The organism is Bdellovibrio sp. (genome assembly GCF_047637665.1).
GTDB lineage: Bacteria > Bdellovibrionota > Bdellovibrionia > Bdellovibrionales > Bdellovibrionaceae > Bdellovibrio.
The window spans coordinates 43,805-60,176 of the sequence record NZ_JBLJBT010000039.1 but is presented as its reverse complement, the minus strand read 5'-3'; the positions used below and the strand labels follow the sequence as shown (position 1 = coordinate 60,176).

At 43.1% G+C, this 16,372-nt stretch carries 17 protein-coding genes; 6 read left to right on the top strand and 11 right to left on the bottom strand.

Annotated elements, in window-relative coordinates; translation table 11 throughout:
- Together ACM64D_RS13110 and ACM64D_RS13105 are read left to right on the top strand one after the other, a co-directional pair.
- Positions 1–603 (top strand): 4-hydroxythreonine-4-phosphate dehydrogenase PdxA (locus ACM64D_RS13110; protein WP_415063675.1); only part of this gene is annotated, 603 nt, incomplete at its 5' end.
- A 47-nt stretch (positions 604–650) separates the two neighbouring features.
- Complete coding sequence (locus ACM64D_RS13105) at positions 651–2,021, top strand: phosphomannomutase/phosphoglucomutase (RefSeq protein WP_415063674.1); 1,371 nt, start codon at positions 651–653, stop codon at positions 2,019–2,021.
- On the opposite strand, the gene ACM64D_RS13100 is transcribed toward ACM64D_RS13105, so the two are convergent.
- The 11 genes from ACM64D_RS13100 to dnaA form a co-directional block, all read right to left on the bottom strand.
- A complete protein-coding gene (locus tag ACM64D_RS13100; RefSeq protein ID WP_415063673.1) occupies positions 2,018–2,473 on the bottom strand; it encodes a hypothetical protein in 456 nt (151 codons plus the stop codon). The genes ACM64D_RS13105 and ACM64D_RS13100 overlap by 4 nt on opposite strands.
- Positions 2,474–2,565: 92 nt before the next feature.
- Positions 2,566–2,874 (bottom strand): ATP synthase F0 subunit C, encoded by a 309-nt coding sequence (locus tag ACM64D_RS13095; RefSeq protein ID WP_415063672.1) that lies wholly within the window; start codon positions 2,872–2,874, stop codon positions 2,566–2,568.
- Between the two features lie 36 nt (positions 2,875–2,910).
- Positions 2,911–3,600, bottom strand: a complete 690-nt coding sequence (gene atpB, locus ACM64D_RS13090; protein ID WP_415063671.1) for a F0F1 ATP synthase subunit A — start codon at positions 3,598–3,600, stop codon at positions 2,911–2,913.
- Positions 3,590–3,946 carry a hypothetical protein gene (locus tag ACM64D_RS13085; RefSeq protein ID WP_415063670.1) on the bottom strand — a complete coding sequence of 119 codons (357 nt, stop codon included), beginning with the start codon at positions 3,944–3,946 and terminating at the stop codon, positions 3,590–3,592. Before ACM64D_RS13085 ends, atpB begins: the two co-directional genes overlap by 11 nt.
- A gap of 2 nt (positions 3,947–3,948) precedes the next feature.
- Positions 3,949–4,179: an AtpZ/AtpI family protein gene (locus ACM64D_RS13080; RefSeq protein ID WP_415063669.1), complete on the bottom strand. Its 231-nt coding sequence runs from the start codon at positions 4,177–4,179 to the stop codon at positions 3,949–3,951.
- Positions 4,179–4,976, bottom strand: a complete 798-nt coding sequence (locus tag ACM64D_RS13075; RefSeq protein WP_415063668.1) for a tetratricopeptide repeat protein — start codon at positions 4,974–4,976, stop codon at positions 4,179–4,181. Before ACM64D_RS13075 ends, ACM64D_RS13080 begins: the two co-directional genes overlap by 1 nt.
- Before the next feature lies 1 nt (position 4,977).
- Positions 4,978–7,458, bottom strand: a complete 2,481-nt coding sequence (gene gyrA / locus ACM64D_RS13070; RefSeq protein WP_415063667.1) for a DNA gyrase subunit A — start codon at positions 7,456–7,458, stop codon at positions 4,978–4,980.
- A gap of 28 nt (positions 7,459–7,486) precedes the next feature.
- A complete protein-coding gene (gyrB, locus tag ACM64D_RS13065) occupies positions 7,487–9,907 on the bottom strand; it encodes a DNA topoisomerase (ATP-hydrolyzing) subunit B (RefSeq protein WP_415063666.1) in 2,421 nt (806 codons plus the stop codon).
- A 53-nt stretch (positions 9,908–9,960) separates the two neighbouring features.
- Positions 9,961–11,085 carry a DNA replication/repair protein RecF gene (gene recF / locus ACM64D_RS13060; RefSeq protein ID WP_415063665.1) on the bottom strand — a complete coding sequence of 375 codons (1,125 nt, stop codon included), beginning with the start codon at positions 11,083–11,085 and terminating at the stop codon, positions 9,961–9,963.
- Positions 11,085–12,191, bottom strand: a complete 1,107-nt coding sequence (gene dnaN / locus ACM64D_RS13055; protein WP_415063664.1) for a DNA polymerase III subunit beta — start codon at positions 12,189–12,191, stop codon at positions 11,085–11,087. Before dnaN ends, recF begins: the two co-directional genes overlap by 1 nt.
- A 231-nt stretch (positions 12,192–12,422) precedes the next feature.
- Positions 12,423–13,838, bottom strand: a complete 1,416-nt coding sequence (gene dnaA, locus ACM64D_RS13050) for a chromosomal replication initiator protein DnaA (protein WP_415063663.1) — start codon at positions 13,836–13,838, stop codon at positions 12,423–12,425.
- A 183-nt stretch (positions 13,839–14,021) separates the two neighbouring features.
- On the opposite strand from dnaA, the gene rpmH reads away from it, so the two are divergent.
- The 4 genes from rpmH to yidC are packed head-to-tail and all read left to right on the top strand — an operon-like array spanning position 14,022 to position 16,331.
- Entirely contained in the window at positions 14,022–14,171 is a 150-nt protein-coding gene (gene rpmH / locus ACM64D_RS13045; RefSeq protein WP_011166211.1) for a 50S ribosomal protein L34, read from the top strand.
- Positions 14,161–14,520, top strand: coding sequence for a ribonuclease P protein component (rnpA, locus tag ACM64D_RS13040; protein WP_415063662.1), 360 nt, complete (start codon positions 14,161–14,163; stop codon positions 14,518–14,520). The genes rpmH and rnpA overlap by 11 nt, the downstream gene beginning before the upstream one ends.
- Complete coding sequence (yidD, locus tag ACM64D_RS13035) at positions 14,462–14,758, top strand: membrane protein insertion efficiency factor YidD (protein ID WP_415063661.1); 297 nt, start codon at positions 14,462–14,464, stop codon at positions 14,756–14,758. The genes rnpA and yidD overlap by 59 nt, the downstream gene beginning before the upstream one ends.
- Positions 14,742–16,331, top strand: a complete 1,590-nt coding sequence (gene yidC, locus ACM64D_RS13030; RefSeq protein ID WP_415063660.1) for a membrane protein insertase YidC — start codon at positions 14,742–14,744, stop codon at positions 16,329–16,331. Before yidD ends, yidC begins: the two co-directional genes overlap by 17 nt.
- Positions 16,332–16,372 lie beyond the last annotated feature (41 nt).

Sequence of the window (16,372 nt, the reverse complement as noted above, 5' to 3'; positions counted from 1 at the left end):
GGATTTAAAGATCTTGGCCATACTGATATTCTTAAACGCCTTTCCAAGACTCAATATGTGAACATGGGTTTTGTAGGAAACAAATTCAATGTCGTTCTAGCGACGGCTCACGAGCCCCTTTCCCAAATCGCAAAGACTTTGAATCTTCAGGTTCTGCAGGAAGCCCTTCTCAATGCCAATGAACTTCGCAAGAAACTTCCCGCCACCCAAAAATCAAAACCCATCGGCATCTTAGGCCTCAATCCCCACGCAGGAGAACGAGGCCTGATCGGTCACGAAGAGACCGATCTTTTTCCGAAGATTCTTGCTTTTGCTCATAAAAGAAAGATCCCCGTAGAGGGGCCCCTTGTTCCCGATGCCGCCTTTTTTCCAAACAACTGGAAAAGATTTTCGCTTTATTTGGCGCTCTACCATGATCAGGGTCTGATTCCTTTTAAAATGATTCATGGCCAAGACAGCGGCGTCCATATCAGCTTGGGGATCCCTTTTGTGCGCACAAGCGTGGACCACGGCACTGCCAAAGATATTTTCGGAAAGAACAAAGCCAATCCACAATCGATGATTGATGCCCTTCGCTGGGCGATAAAATTAGCTCGACTCTAGGGCTTGAAAATTATATTCCTAAATACCTGAAATAATTGAGGTGATTTATGTTTCAACCTGTCATTTTTAGAGAGTACGACATTCGCGGTGTTTATAACGGTCAGTTCGACGACCATTTCGCTTATCTTTTGGGTCGCGCCTATGTCGTTTACATGAAAGACGTTGCTGGCGTTATCAATCCCACCATCGCTCTGGGCCACGACGCTCGTGAAAGTTCTCCCGCTATTATTAAGAATTTAGCAAAAGGCATGATGGAGTCGGGTGCAAAAGTGATTCACTTGGGCCTTGTCACAACTCCCGTATGCTACTTCTCTACCTTTGAACTCAAAGGTGTTCAAGGTGCTATCCAGGTCACGGGCTCCCACAATCCTCCCGAGTACAATGGCTTCAAAATTTCTGTTGGGAAGGGCACGATCTTCGGTGCTGAAATTCAAAAGCTTCGTGAGATCATACAAAAAGGCCAATTCATTGATGGTAAAGGTTCTGAAGAACATTTTGACATCAAGCCGATGTATTACGAACGCTACCACAAAGAGTTCGGCAATATCAAAAATGTAAAAGTCGTTTTGGACTGTGGAAATGGAGCTGGCGGCTCTGTCGTGCGTGGACTCTTTAATGCCGTTGGTTTAAATCCGACTATTCTCTTTGAAGAACCAGACGGAACGTTCCCCAATCATCATCCAGACCCAACCGTCGAAGAGAATCTTCATGACCTCAAGGCTCAAGTCCTCAAGGAGGGCGCCGTTTGCGGAATCGGTTTTGATGGCGATGCCGATCGAATTGGTGTTGTCGATCACACGGGCCGCATGGTTTATGGTGACGAGTTGATGGTGATCATTTCGCGCGCGATTCTTGAAGAGCAAAAGGGCGCAAAAATCATCGGCGACGTGAAGTGTTCAGATCGTTTGTATCAAGATGTTGCAAAACACGGTGGACAGCCAATCATGTGGAAAACCGGTCACTCTTTGGTGAAAGAAAAAATCAAATTGGAGAAAGCTCCTTTCGGTGGCGAAATGTCCGGACACGTGTTCTTTGCAGATCGCAACTACGGATACGACGACGCTCCTTATGCAGGACTTCGTTTGGTCGAAATCTTGGCAAAAACAGGCAAGACGATTCCACAATTGCTGGAAGGACTTCCTCCATCATACAACACACCTGAGATCCGCATCGACACCACTGAAGAGAAAAAAGTTTTGATCGTGCAAAAGATGATCGAAGCCTTCCCTGGTGGACCTGGAGCTGACTACAAAGTCGACTTCACAGATGGCATTCGTTTGAGTTTTGAAGACGGCTGGGCTTTGTGTCGCTCTTCCAACACTCAACCTGTCGTGGTGGTTCGGTATGAGTCTTCTTCCCAAGCGGGACTTGATAAAATCCGTGGCCGCGTTGAAGCCATCGTGAATAAGTATCTTTAAGATCTAAGTTTACTTTTTGTTTTCTTTAAAACCCGTTTCTTCGAAGCGGGTTTTTTCTTTTTTGCTTTAGATTTCTTTTTTTCCTGAGGCCAAACCCCGATCGCGGGATCTCCTCTGTGTGCCAGTCGCAAAAGTTTTTCGACGTCGTCTTCCCAGCTTTCAAAAGTGAAGGGAAGATAGAGCCATTTTGGTAAAACCGGGTGGGGGACAAGTCTCTCGATTTCCTTTATCAATAAAGAGTGTCGGGACTGGTCGGTGGCCACCAGCAGACCGTTCCAGATATCATAAGAATACTTTTTACCCCGATATTCATTATCACCAGGGTTTTCCATTAAGATAAATTTGAGTTGTCCTTGGTGATACAAGGCCAGTCCACCAAACATGGACTTCAAAATGCTGTCTTCTTTTTCTTCGAAAGCATCAAAGATCCAACGATTTTCAAAATGCTTCATGGCATCTCTCCGCAATCTGAATTCAAAGACCGCACAAATAAAAAAGGCCGGGGGATACCCAGCCTTTTGCTTGATCAGTCAGAGTCTGACAATTACGCCAAACGAAGAGCGATGATCAACGCGTAGATAACTAGAGACTCAATAAGAGCAAGACCCAAGATCATTGGGATCAAAAGCTTACCAGAAGCTGCTGGGTTACGAGCGATACCGTCAAGAGCTGTAGAAGCTGTTTTACCTTGAGCCATAGCACCTGCGAATACAGACAATGCGATAGCGATAGCAGCAGCGATAGCTACCAAACCACGGTCAGAGCTAGCAGCAACAACTGGAGCAGCAGCTTCTTGTGCGAATGCAGATGTAGTAGCCAACATAGCAACCATTGCAACGATCATTTTTTTCATGTGTTTCTCCTCAATATGAGTGGTTAGTTTTGCTTCTTAGTGGTCGTGTGCAATCGCGAATGCCACATAAACCATTGAAAGCAATGTAAATACAAAAGCCTGAACAAAACAGACGAACAATCCCATTATGTAGAATGGAATTGGTACGCCAATGGGTACAAGGTCAAGGAACACAGACAGGACCGTGTGGTCACCCATCATAACGTTCGCAAGACGAAGACCCAATGAGAACGGACGAACCATGTGAGACACGATTTCAATCACGAACATCAAAGGAGCCAAGAAGATCACTGGACCCATGAAGTGTTTAAGATAGGCGACGATGCCATTTTCCTTCACACCCTGGAAGTTATAAAACAAGAACATCAAAACACCGAAACCAAAAGTGGTATTGATGTTTTCAGTTGCGGGAGTCATCCCCGGAATCATTCCAATTAAATTGTTAAACAGAATAAAGAAGAAAACAGACGTGAAGAACGGAACATAGTGTTTACCGTGTTCACCGATAACCATGTCGGCAAGACCTGACATCATTTCCGTTAGCATCTCCATAATTCCGCGAAGAGAAAACTTGCTCGCAGGAAGAATGGCTGTTTCACCAGTACCAAGAGAGGCACGAGCGGCGGCTCCAATCGCAAACACACTCGCAGTCGCAAGTCCTAACGTTGCAACGTGTGCGTATTCGTGACCAACACCAGGAATAAGTTGTGTCCAGTTAAATGACATTTGTGTTTCCTTCTCTTAAGGCTTCTTTCAATGCATAAATCAGCGCTGAAAGAACAAAGCTTGCCACTCCCATGGAAAACCACAACGGATTGAACCAAGAAAGTTTAACCAGCGTAAAGATAATAATCCCTAAAATCGCGTACTTAAATACAATGATCCCCATGGCAAGGGCAATCAATTTCTTCTGAAAGATCATCCCAAAGCCAATTCCCAGAAGAAAAAAGCTGGTTAAGATAACAAAAGCGCCCGCCATAAAAGAAAAGGCCTGCTGTGGCGCATAAAAATAAGCCAAAAGGGCTCCTCCGAGGAGGGTGACGGCAGCTTGGATGACTAGAACAATCTTCATGTTTACTTTTTTTCGGAGTTTTTAAGGTCCGCTTCTTCTTCACTTTTTTGCATCTTGCGAAGAAGCCATATGACCCTCCACAACCATCCGATCAAACACGCAAAGGTCAAACCGACAAAGATCATCCCCTTGGTGTTGTACTTTTGATCGAGATATTGTCCGAGGTAAAAACATCCTATGATTAAACCGACAAGCTCAAAGCCGATAGATGCAAAAATTATATACTTTTTCATCACTTCCTAAAGCCTTTCGCGCCGGGAGCGTTTTTCATGCGTTCTTGCAGTCGTTTGATTCGAAGCTCAATGTATTCCGGCGGCTTGTACTTGTTTCGGTGCTCCTCCAAAATAGCGACGGCGCTTTTGAAATCAAGATTTTCTTCATAACAAACGGCCAAAGTGAGAGCGACGTTTTCCTGAATCGCCTTCTCTGGATAGCTTCTAATAAGCTCCTTAAAAATCTCTGCCGCTTTTACAAAATCTTTTTTTGCTACGAGAATATTTCCTTTCAACATCAAGGCGCTAAATCGAGTGTTGTCGTCGCTTTTTAATTTCAACAAAGTGTCGATTTCCGACTCTGCTTGAAAGAAGTTATTCTGATAATACTGAGCCCTGGCCACATTCATTTTATATTGTGCGGCCTCCATATCGGTATGAGGCATTTGCTGAAGTTTGCTATATTCAATGATGGCTTGCTGATAACTTTGAAGATTATTGAAGTATATCTCGGCAATTTGCTTCTGCGATTCTAAACGCTCTTTTTCATTCGGAGAGTGCAGAACAATGAAATGATGATAATTGATGGCCTTATTAAAGTCTTTGATTTCAAAAAACGAAATTCGCGCGGCCTCACGAGCAGCCTCAAGCGGAAATTTTGAGTCGGCGTTTCTTTTAATAACTCGATCCAGATAGCCCAGGGCAATTCGATAGTGCTCCTGGGCAATCGCCTTTTGTGCCTGCTTATAATCCGCCTCTTCCTGAGTGGAACAGGCGGTGAGGGCCAGCACTAAGACAACCAGAACAACTCTGATCATCTTAGTGAACAGCTCCGTCTGAAGGAGGGGTCACAACATCGTCTCCGCCTTCATCTTCGACAACAGCAACTCCCGTTACTGTTTCTTCTTTTTCATCAATATTAATCAGACGAACACCTTGAGTGTTACGGCCAAGCACTGAGATGTCCGTCATCTTCATGCGGATCACTTGTCCTTTGTCAGTAGACAAGATCAACTCATGCTTTTCAGAAACCTTCTTCGTGCCGATCACAACGCCCACTTTGTCAGTGGTTTTTTGAGTAATAATACCCACGCCACCTCTTGACTGAATACGGTATTCGCTCACATCAGAACGTTTTCCGTAACCTTTTGAGGTCACCATCAAAATGGTGTCTTTGGTGTTCTTTTCAAGAACTTCCATCGCAACAACAACGTCCTCTTTCGCCAACGTAATCGCCTTCACGCCGCGCGCAGTACGACCCATACCGCGAACATCCGCCTCGTTAAAGCGAATCGACATACCTTCTTTAGTTGCAATAAAGATGTCGCTTTGGCCGTCGGAAATCTTAACGTCAATAACGCCATCATCAAGATCTGTCGTCAAAGCAATGATCCCTGCGGTTCTTGGGTTCGCAAAGGCATCTAAAGATGTCTTCTTGATGACACCTTTTTCAGTCAACATAACGACATATTTATTTTCGCTAAACTCATCCACTGGAAGAATCGCGCGAACGCTTTCGCCGCTCGAAAGCTGTACGACGTTTGCAAGCGACTTTCCTTTAGATGTTCTTGTTCCTAAAGGCAGTCTATGAACCTTACACCAGTAAACTTTTCCTTTGTCTGTAAAGACAAGCAGCATGGTCTTCGTGCTGGCAGAGAATAAATCTGTGACGTAATCCTCTTCCTTGGTCTCCATGCCTTTTAAGCCTTTACCACCGCGCTTTTGAACGCGGTATTCGGCTGTCGGCATACGTTTAATAAGACCCGTATTAGTAACGGTGACAACCATATCTTCGTCGGCAATCAAATCTTCATCTTCGATATCGTTCAAATCACCGGTAATCTGTGTGCGACGAGGATCCGCGTAACGCTTTTTAATATCCTCAAGTTCACCTACGATGATTTTGTAGATCTCGCGAACGTCAGATAGAACGAACTTCAACCAGTCGATTTGTTTCATCAACTCAGCCAGTTCCGCGATAATTTTATCTCGCTCAAGGCCCGTTAAGCGTTGTAAACGCATTTCTAGAATTGCCACAGCCTGCTTTTCAGAGAATTCAAACTTCTCCATCAAAGCTTCGCGAGCCGCATTGGCTTCTTTTGATGCACGAATGGTTTTAATAACCTCTTCGATATGATCCAACGCTTTTTTAAGACCTTCAAGGATGTGTGCGCGTTCTTGAGCTTTCTTAAGTTCAAAGATACATCGCTTTGTCACCACATCACGGCGGTGATCAACGAAGGCTTCCAACATGCCTTTTAAGTCAAAGGTTACGGGTTGGTTTTTTGCATCCAGCGCCAGCATGATGATACCCAAGCTGGTCTGCATTTGTGTATACTTATAAAGGCGATTCAAAATGACGCTGGCATTTTCACCGCGCTTTAGTTGAATCACAATGCGCATACCTTCACGAGAAGACTCGTCACGAATATCGGAAATTCCTTCGATCTGCTTGTCGCGAACCAGGTCCGCCATGCTTTCAATCAGTTTCGCTTTATTTACTTGATAAGGAATTTCAGTGACGACGATCTCTTCACGATCTTTCACCTGAACGATTTCAGCTACCGCCTTCAAAGTAATAATACCGCGGCCTTTTTTGTAAGCCTGTAAAATACCTTCGCGACCAGCAATCGTTCCCGCAGTCGGGAAGTCAGGCCCCTTGATATGTTGCATGAGATCTTCAAGCTGACAGTCCGGATTATTAATTAAATGCACACAACCATCGATGACTTCACCTAGATTGTGCGGAGGAATATTCGTCGCCATACCAACGGCGATACCCGCAGATCCGTTCACCAACAAGTTAGGAAATTTAGCAGGAAGAACAGTTGGAATTTGCAATGAGTCATCGTAGTTCGGACCAAATAGTACGGTCTCTTTTTCGAGATCATTCAATAGTTCTTCAGCAAGGTTGGTCATGCGAACTTCGGTGTAACGCATGGCTGCCGCGCTATCACCGTCGATGGATCCGAAATTTCCCTGACCATCTTCAAGAGGATATCTCAAAGAAAAATCCTGAGCCATACGAACCATGGTTTCGTAGACGGCAGAGTCACCATGAGGATGGTATTTACCGATAACGTCGCCGACCACACGAGCCGACTTCAGATACGGCCTGTTGTGACGATTGTTCATTTCACTTTGCGCGAAAAGCACACGACGATGTACCGGTTTCAAACCATCACGAACATCGGGAAGAGCACGTCCTACAATGACCGACATGGAGTACTGAAGATACGCATCACGCATCTCCTTACTGATATCAACCTGGGTCACGCCTTTTTCGTTAGTATTTTCCATAAATCACCAATTCTAAAAAACTAAATAATTAAACATCCAAGCTGCGAGCCAGAAGGGCATTGTCGTGAATAAATTGACGACGAGGCTCTACCATTTCACCCATCAGAATAGAGAATGTCTCGTCCGCAGCCACCGCATCATCAATGGTGACTCGCAACAGACTGCGATTTTCTTTATTCATCGTAGTTTCCCACAACTGCTCTGGATTCATCTCTCCCAATCCCTTATATCGTTGGATGTAGATTCCTTTTTTGGTCGATTCCATAACGTGTGTGTAGAAGTCATTGTAGTTTTCAAATTGGACTTCGGTTTCACCTTCTAAAATAGTCAAAGGAAGAGTTGTGACAGCCTGGATTTCCGTCCAAATTCTTCTGAATTCGATAATTTCTGAAGAGCGCAGATTTTCCTGGCCAAATTTTGTGGTAAGACGATCAGCATAACGAACAGTGTTCATTTCAACATAGGACTTGCCAGTCTGTTCATCCTTTTTGAGCTCACCCTTAAATTCCGTGATTCCCAGTTTAGGATCAGAACTAATCCAAGCGCCTAAGTCCTTCAACATCGCATCCATTTTTTTATCATCAGCCAGAAGGCCTTCAAAGTCTGGATATTTACTTAGAAGGAAGTACAGGACGTCTTTGTCATACTTCTTAGATGAAACGCGCAGAAGGTTGTTAAATTTTTGAATATTTAAAATCAGCTGGCGAAGAACGGACTCTGATAAGTTTTCCTTACCTTTGATCTTAAAGTTATTAAGCCCCGAACTGAGTAGGAACTCTGTCAACGCAGCTTCATCTTTAAGGTAAGTTTCTTCTTTTCCTTTTTTTGCACGATAAAGAGGAGGTTGTGCGATATACACATAACCACGCTCTAAGACTTCAGGCATTTGGCGATAGAAGAACGTCAAAATCAAAGTCATGATGTGAGAACCATCGACATCGGCGTCCGTCATGATAACGATTTTATGATAGCGGATTTTATCCACATTCACATTATCCTTACCAATGCCGGTTCCCAATGCGGAAATCATGACTTTAATTTCTTCACTAGAAATAATTTTATCGAAACGCGCTTTTTCTACGTTAAGGATTTTACCTTTGAGAGGCAAAATAGCTTGTGTTCTACGATCACGACCTTGCTTCGCGGATCCACCAGCCGAGTCTCCCTCCACCAGGTAAAGTTCACAAAGGGCAGGGTCACGTTCTTGGCAGTCCGCCATTTTCCCAGGCAAAGATCCACCATCCAGCGCCGTTTTACGACGAGTAAGATCACGAGCTTTACGAGCGGCATCACGAGCACGCGCCGATTCCACACACTTCATGATAATGTTTTTTGCAACAGAAGGATTGCGATCCATCCAGTCCGCAAGTTTCTCATTCACAAGAGCTTCAACAATACCTTTAACTTCCGTATTCCCCAATTTTGTTTTCGTCTGTCCTTCAAACTGAGGTTCACGTACTTTAACTGAGATAACCGCTGCCAAACCTTCACGGATATCTTCACCTTCAAGGTTGGCCTTAAGATCTTTCAAAAGATTTTTTTCAGTCGCGTAAGCATTTGTAGTACGAGTCAACGCCGCACGGAAGCCGACTAAGTGAGTTCCACCTTCATGTGTGTTGATGTTATTACAGTAAGTAAAAATAGATTCGGAATAAGAATCATTCCATTGTAGTGCGATTTCAACATCGACACCTTCTTTTTCGCCTTTAAAGTAAATAACTTCATTGTGCAGGGATTTTTTTGACTGATTCATGTATTTCACGAATTCAGCAACACCTTCAGAATACTGGAAATCTTGTTTCTTTCCTGTGCGTTCATCCGAAAGAGAAATATGCAGACCCGCATTGAGGAACGCCAACTCACGGAAACGATTTGCAAGAGTCGCGAAATCGTAAATGATGGTCTCATCTTTGAAAATTTCACGATCTGGTTTAAAAGTAACTTTGGTTCCTGTTTTTGTGGAGGGCTCGCCTTTTTCAACCGGAGCTAAGATTTTTCCACGCTCATAGTTCTGTCTCCAGAAGTAGCCATCACGTTGAACCTCCACACTGACACGTGCAGAAAGGGCATTTACAACCGAAGCACCCACACCATGCAATCCACCAGATACTTTATAACCACCGCCATCGAACTTACCGCCAGCATGAAGAACGGTCATAACCAGTTCAAGAGCCGATTTACCTGTTTGTTTTTGTGTCTCAACAGGAATTCCACGACCGTCATCATCAACAGTGATTGATTCATCGGCGTTGATGGTAACTTTGATCGTTTTGCAATATCCCGCAAGATGTTCGTCTACCGAGTTATCCACAATTTCATACACAAGATGGTGGTAACCTTTGAAGACGGTATCACCAATATACATCCCTGGACGTTTTCGAACGGCTTCGAGTCCTTCAAGAACTTGAATCGAGTCGGCGGAATATGTTTTTTGTTCTTCGACTGACACTGTGTACCCCTCACTGAGAAAGCTGCTTACACTCCAGCTTTGCCGGAGTAGCGTTAGTCAAGGATGTGACCATCCTTGATGCTCAATACGGAAAGCTGATCGAGGCTGAAAGAGTCAGGTAATGAGAAATCCGTGGTCGTTACAAAAATCTGCGTATTGATCTCGTGTAAGAACGTTATCAAGGCGTTTCTTTTGGCTTTATCGAGCTCGGATAAAACATCATCTAACATCAGCACAGGATAGGTCCCGTGAGCCTTCCTATGATACACAATTTGGGCCATTTTGAAAGACAATATGATCGCTCTTTGCTGCCCTTGGCTACAATAAAATCTTGAGTCTTTTTGCCCATATAGGAACACAATATCGTGCTTGTGAGGGCCTACTAGACTCGCTCCACTTGAGAGCTCTGCATCATGCAGTTCTTGAACTCTTTTTTTTAGTGCAAAAAAGACTTCTTCTCGCGAAAAATTCACAGCGTTTTGATCGGAAATCACGTATTCCACTGAGATATCCACAGTAGAATTCCCAGAAATGTATTGCATGGCATTATTGAAGTCTTTGGATAAACCGGCCAGTGCGGTGATTCGGGCGTAGGCTAAATCGGCCCCTAAACGCAAGAATTGGGGGTCTAAGCTGTTTAAAAGGTCCACCGTGACCGTTTTATCGGTCAGACCCTCTAAATGGTTCTTAAGGATCTTATTACGCATTTTCAGAGCTTTTCTATAATCCGCGATCAAATCGGCATTTCGACGATCAAAAGTGATGAGGAGCTCATCAACCAGTTCGCGGCGGTGATCAGCCCCTTCTTTGATCGAAGAAAGACTTTCAGGACTAAACACGACACTAGCAAAAATTTTTCGAATATCTGTCGAACTCACTTTTTTGTCGTTCAACGTGAGAACTTTGCGACTTTTCGTAAGACCTAGTTTTAACTTGTAGTGAAGGTCGTTCTGAGTAATCAACGCTTGAATAAGCGCTTCTTGGTTGTTTGTGTTAATCAAGGTCGAGTTGTCACTGTAGCGAAAAGAATCACCTTGAGAAATCAAATACAGGGCTTCGAGAAGATTTGTTTTACCCTGACCGTTCTCTCCAAGAAAGACATTTACCCTTGGAGAGAAGGGGATAACAACGTCCCGATAATTACGAAAATTAACAAGACGAAGTTTTTCAAAAATCATTAGATTCTCATTGGCATCACAACGCAAGTGTATGAAGCATCGTTGTGAGGTCGCATAAGACCAGGTGAAAGATGATCATTCAGTTCGAAATCAATCTTATCCTGGTTCATGCTCGTTAAAATATCCGTGATATACTTAGCATTAAAGCCAATTTTGATATCGTTCCCTGAATACTCAACTTCAATTTCTTCCTTAGCGTCACCCAACTCGGGGTTGTTCGAAGAAATTTCCATACGCCCATTAGATAGATTCAAAAGGACCGCTTTTGATTTTGCATTTGCCAAAAGGGAAACTCGTTTCAATGAAGTGAGGAAAGCGTCTCGGCTGATCATCACTTTTTGCGGAAGCTTCTGTGGAATAAACTGTTGATAATTCGGATACTTTCCTTCAATCAAACGAATCATTAAAATTGTTGAAGAGTGTTTTAATACGAATTGAGATCCCTCAATTGCAATTTCAACATTACCTTCAATGCCTTCCAAGATTTTTTTAATCTCATGAAGACCTTTACGAGGAATGATCACACCTTGGGTGGTTGTCACTTTCACTTCAGACAAAGGTTTATTCACCAAGCTCATACGATGACCATCAGTCGCAACCATTTTAAATCCACCTTGTGGACTTAACTCAAAGAAGACGCCGTTGAGGTGATATCGTGTTTCATCGTTTGAAACAGAATAGATTGTTTTATCAATCATTTCTTTAAGCACTTGAGCATCAATGCTGATGAATGCTTGAGAGTTGTAGGTTGGAAAAATCGGATACTCATCGGCAGAAATACCTACAATCTTTGAAGTGTATTTGCCTTGTTTAATCTCAAGCCAATTATTGTCTTTTTTGATTAATGTAATCGGGCCTTCTGAAAGCTCTTTGGAAATTTCAAAAAGGCTCTTAGCGCTGACAGCAACTTTACCGGCTTGATGTACTTGAACTTTGATTTGATCAGTTAAGCTGACTTCCAAATCCGTTGCAAAAACTTTTAAAGAGTTTTGATCGGCCTCTAAAAGTACGTTGATGAGAATGGGCATGGTATTGCGCTTCTCAACAATGTTTTGAGTTTTTCCGATAAGGCTTAATAAATCTCTCTTATCAATTTCAAGTTTCATATAACCCTCAATTTGGGCCCTTATATTATCTATTACTATTAATATAAATAACTAGTAGTAGTAGTAGGGGCGTGGAAAACCTAACAAATCTCCTAAATCCATGTAAACACTAAAAAACATTTGTGGATAAAGCTTCTGCATAAACTCTCTTTAACTCGCGCAAATTTGGGGGTAACTCGGATCCACATTTTAAACCCCAAATTCTTCCACAAGCCTTTCCACAGTCCACATTCACACCCCTGTGATATTGTGGATTCTCTGCTCTAAATCTTCGATATCTTTAGAAATATCTTGATCGGTAGATTGTAGATTCTTCACTCGATCCAGCGCGTTCATCACCGTGGTGTGATCTTTTCCGCCAAAAGCCTTACCAATATCGACAAGCGATTTATCTAAGAACTTCTTTATTAGATACATCGCAATTTGACGTGGAACGACAATTGGTTTTGCTCGCGTGGACGATTTCAGGTCAAGAACACGGACTTTAAAATGATCCGCCACAAGCTTCATAATCTCTTCCACTGAAATCGTTGATTGGGTTTCATGATGGGAAAGAATTCGTTTTACGAGTTCGTGATCAATAGGAAGGCCTTGGAGTTCAGAGAACATCTTTACCTTTTTTAGGTTTCCTTCAAGTTCCCTGATCGATCGCTTTGAAATTCGCGCAATATAGTTAACCACATCTTCAGGAAGGCGGACATTGTACTTCTCAGCCTTATAACGAAGGATTGCGATACGAGTTTCAAGATCAGGCATTGTGATATCTGCAATCAAACCCCGCTCAAGGCGGGTTCGGCTACGGTCTTCAAGGCCGTGGATATCCTTAGGCATACGATCGCTCGCCAAAATGACCTGCTTGCGGCTATCAATAAAACTATTGATGGTGTGGAAAAACTCTTCCTGGACAGCTTCCCCGCGAGCAATAAATTGGACGTCGTCCACTAGAAGGATATCCGAGTTTTCGCGATATTTTTGGCGAAACTTATCCATTTCATGGCGCCGAATTGCCGAGATACACTCATTCATAAAGCGTTCTGCCGAAATATAAGTAATTCTAAGTTGTTGATATTGTTCGCGAATATGGTTTCCGGCAGCATGAAGTAAGTGCGTCTTACCCATACCTACGGGTCCATATATATAGAGGGGATTATAATCATCTGCCCCCGGATTGCGGGCCACATTGTAGCAAGCAGCGTGGGCAAACTCAGAATTCTTACCCACGACAAAGGTCGAAAAAGTGAGTTCAGAATTTAAGGTATCAGGACCAGACCTTGGTTGAGTAATCTGGATATTCTGAGCACGCGCCAACTGAGCTTGGAGGATCTCTGTTCCACCCATCACTTCTTCATGCATCGTTGAAGTTTCAATATGATTATTTACTTTGTTCCCCGTAATACTAAACTCGACCTCAAAAGGTCGCCCGTAAGTATCTGAAATCTCGGTGTAAATTTTATCCTGCAGGTTCTCAATAACGAAGTACTGATGAAGGGCATTAGGAACACCGAGTATCAATCTGGGACGGTCCGTAGTGCCGGTGGTATTCACATACTCGATAGGATCAAGCCATGTGTCCAATAACTTATTGTTATCGTTACGGCTTTTCATCTTTGTCTTAATAAGTGTCCAAAAGGACGAGTTTAACTCCACGTATTTCCCCTCAACGCAGGGACCTCTTAACAAGGGGAGCTGAAGTTTTCAACAGTTGACCTTCTTGCTGCAACGTGCTTTATTAGTGCCCCACGTATCTAGTTGAATTCAACTTTGTGGCATACACATATAGATGTAACTGACGTCATTTAGCGTCGTAAAAATTTTCTGGGGAGAAGAGTAATGAAACGTACATACCAACCTTCAAATAAACGTCGTAAAACTACACACGGTTTCCGCGCTCGTATGGCTACTAAAGCTGGTCAAGAAGTTCTAAATCGTCGTCGCGCTAAAGGTAGAAAGCGTTTAACGGTTTCTACAGGTGGAAAATAATTCTCCACTAGTAATTAAGCGAAGTTCTGAATTTCTCTCTTTAAAACAAACGGGAAAAAGATACTGGCCTACCAAATGGTTGCTTTTGAATTATCAAAAGAACTCTGTGGGTCAGTTGCGTTTCGGAGTAACTGCGAGTCGTAAAGTCGGCTCTGCTGTTGTTCGAAATAAATTAAAGCGTTGGTCGCGAGAGTATTTTAGGGCTTCTCTTATGGCGGGAAAGTCTATTGAAGCCGACATCAACATTATTTTTAAACCTATGGACGCCAACTTTTATAAAGGCCTCCCTTATGAGGAGTTTATTAAAAGTATGGACCGTGGTTTGGACGTCGTTCGAAAAAATATTTAAAGGTCTTCTTTTATTTTTCGTAGCGGCTTATCGAACCATTGGCACCACTCATCTTGGTGGTTCATGTCGTTTTGAGCCCAGTTGTTCTGCTTACGCACTTGAAGCCATCGAAACTCACCATACTCATAAAGCTCTTTGGTTAATCACAAAGAGAGTTTGTAAATGTCGTCCCGGTGGCCCTTATGGGTATGATCCGGTTCCCCCTTTAGGAGGAAAGCTCCATGCAACAAAAGAATGACAACCCATCCTTCTTTGAACCTAAAACAATCATTGCGGTGGCTACAGTTGCTCTTGTCTATTTTGGCTGGCAAACCTATTTAGGAAAGAAGTATCCTCAATACGGAAAGACGACATCCTCTCAGTCGCAACAAAAAACAACCGAATCAACTCCTGCGGCAGCCTCTAGCCCTGTTGAAACAAAATCTGAAATAGTGACTCCTTCAGCTCACGAACAAGTCTTTAACTATTCAAATGATAAGGTGTCTTTCACTCTGACCAATCGAGGAATGGGCCTTAAAAACTACACCATTCGAAACTATACGGACAAAGAAAAGAACAACATTAAGGTGGGTCTTTCTGATAAAGACGGTCTTTTTGAGTTGCGTTGGGCGGGTGACGAAAAAGCTCTCGATTTCAATGTCTCTGAACAAGCACCTGGTCACTACGTGGGAACTGCTCAAGTTGGTGAAACAGTCATTAAGAGAGAGCTCAAGTTTAATGTCGAAAATTCTTCTTTCACAAACACAGTGACGGTCTCTAATCCGACGGAAGACTTTAAGAAGGGATTCTCCCTACTTATTCCAGAAAAAATTCATTCCCCTGGATCTTCTTCCTTCTTGTTTCCCTCTTATGAGCACCAGGATTTTTTCGTCATTCATAGTGGTGGAAAACATGAGACGGTGAATTTTAGTAATGCCAAAGAAAACATCTTAAAAGAGTTTTCAGCAGCGTCTATTTTGTCTGTGAGCTCCCAGTATTTTGCGGCGGCCGTGCTTGATAAGTCAGATATTATTCCTGAAGTGAAGGTTGTTTCTTCTGTCGGCGAAAAAGTAGCTTTGGCTGAACTTGTTTATAAGCCTGTGCAAGTGAAACCAGAGATGAATTTCTCTGAGATCTTTTATGCCGGACCGAAATCCATCGATGCCTTAAAAGCTGTGGATCCGGAACTTGCTAACATTATCGATTTCGGTTTCTTCGCATTTATTGCTAGACCTCTGGTTTATGTCATGAAGGCCTTCCATTCTATGGTTGGCAACTGGGGATTCGCGATCATTCTTTTGACCCTTCTTGTTCGTTTGTGCGTTCTTCCCTTTAATATCATGTCTTTCAAATCCATGAAGGCGATGCAAAAGGTTCAACCGATCATTCAGTCTTTGCGAGAAAAATACAAAGACGATCCAATGCGTTTGAACCAAGAGATGATGGCCGTGATGAAGCAAAATGGTGCAAATCCATTGGGTGGATGTTTACCAATGCTTCTGCAAATCCCTGTTTTCTTTGCTTTGTACCGCGTGATTGGCTCTAGCATTGAGCTTTACAATTCGCCGTTTATTGGATGGATTCATGACCTAAGTGCTCATGATCCTTTTTATGTGCTTCCGGTTTTGATGGCTGTTTTCATGTTTATTCAGCAGAAGATCACGCCATCCACCATGGATCCAACGCAAGCTAAGATTATGTTGTTTTTGCCAGTTATTTTTTCTGTCTTTATGCTGCAACTGCCAAGCGGTTTAACGCTTTACATGGTGGTAAGTACCTTGTTCGGAATCACCCAGCAGTACTTGATGATGAGAGAAAGAAAAACGGCGTAGTCGCTCTTGAGCGGATTTTTAATTGAGATTTTAACTAGGAG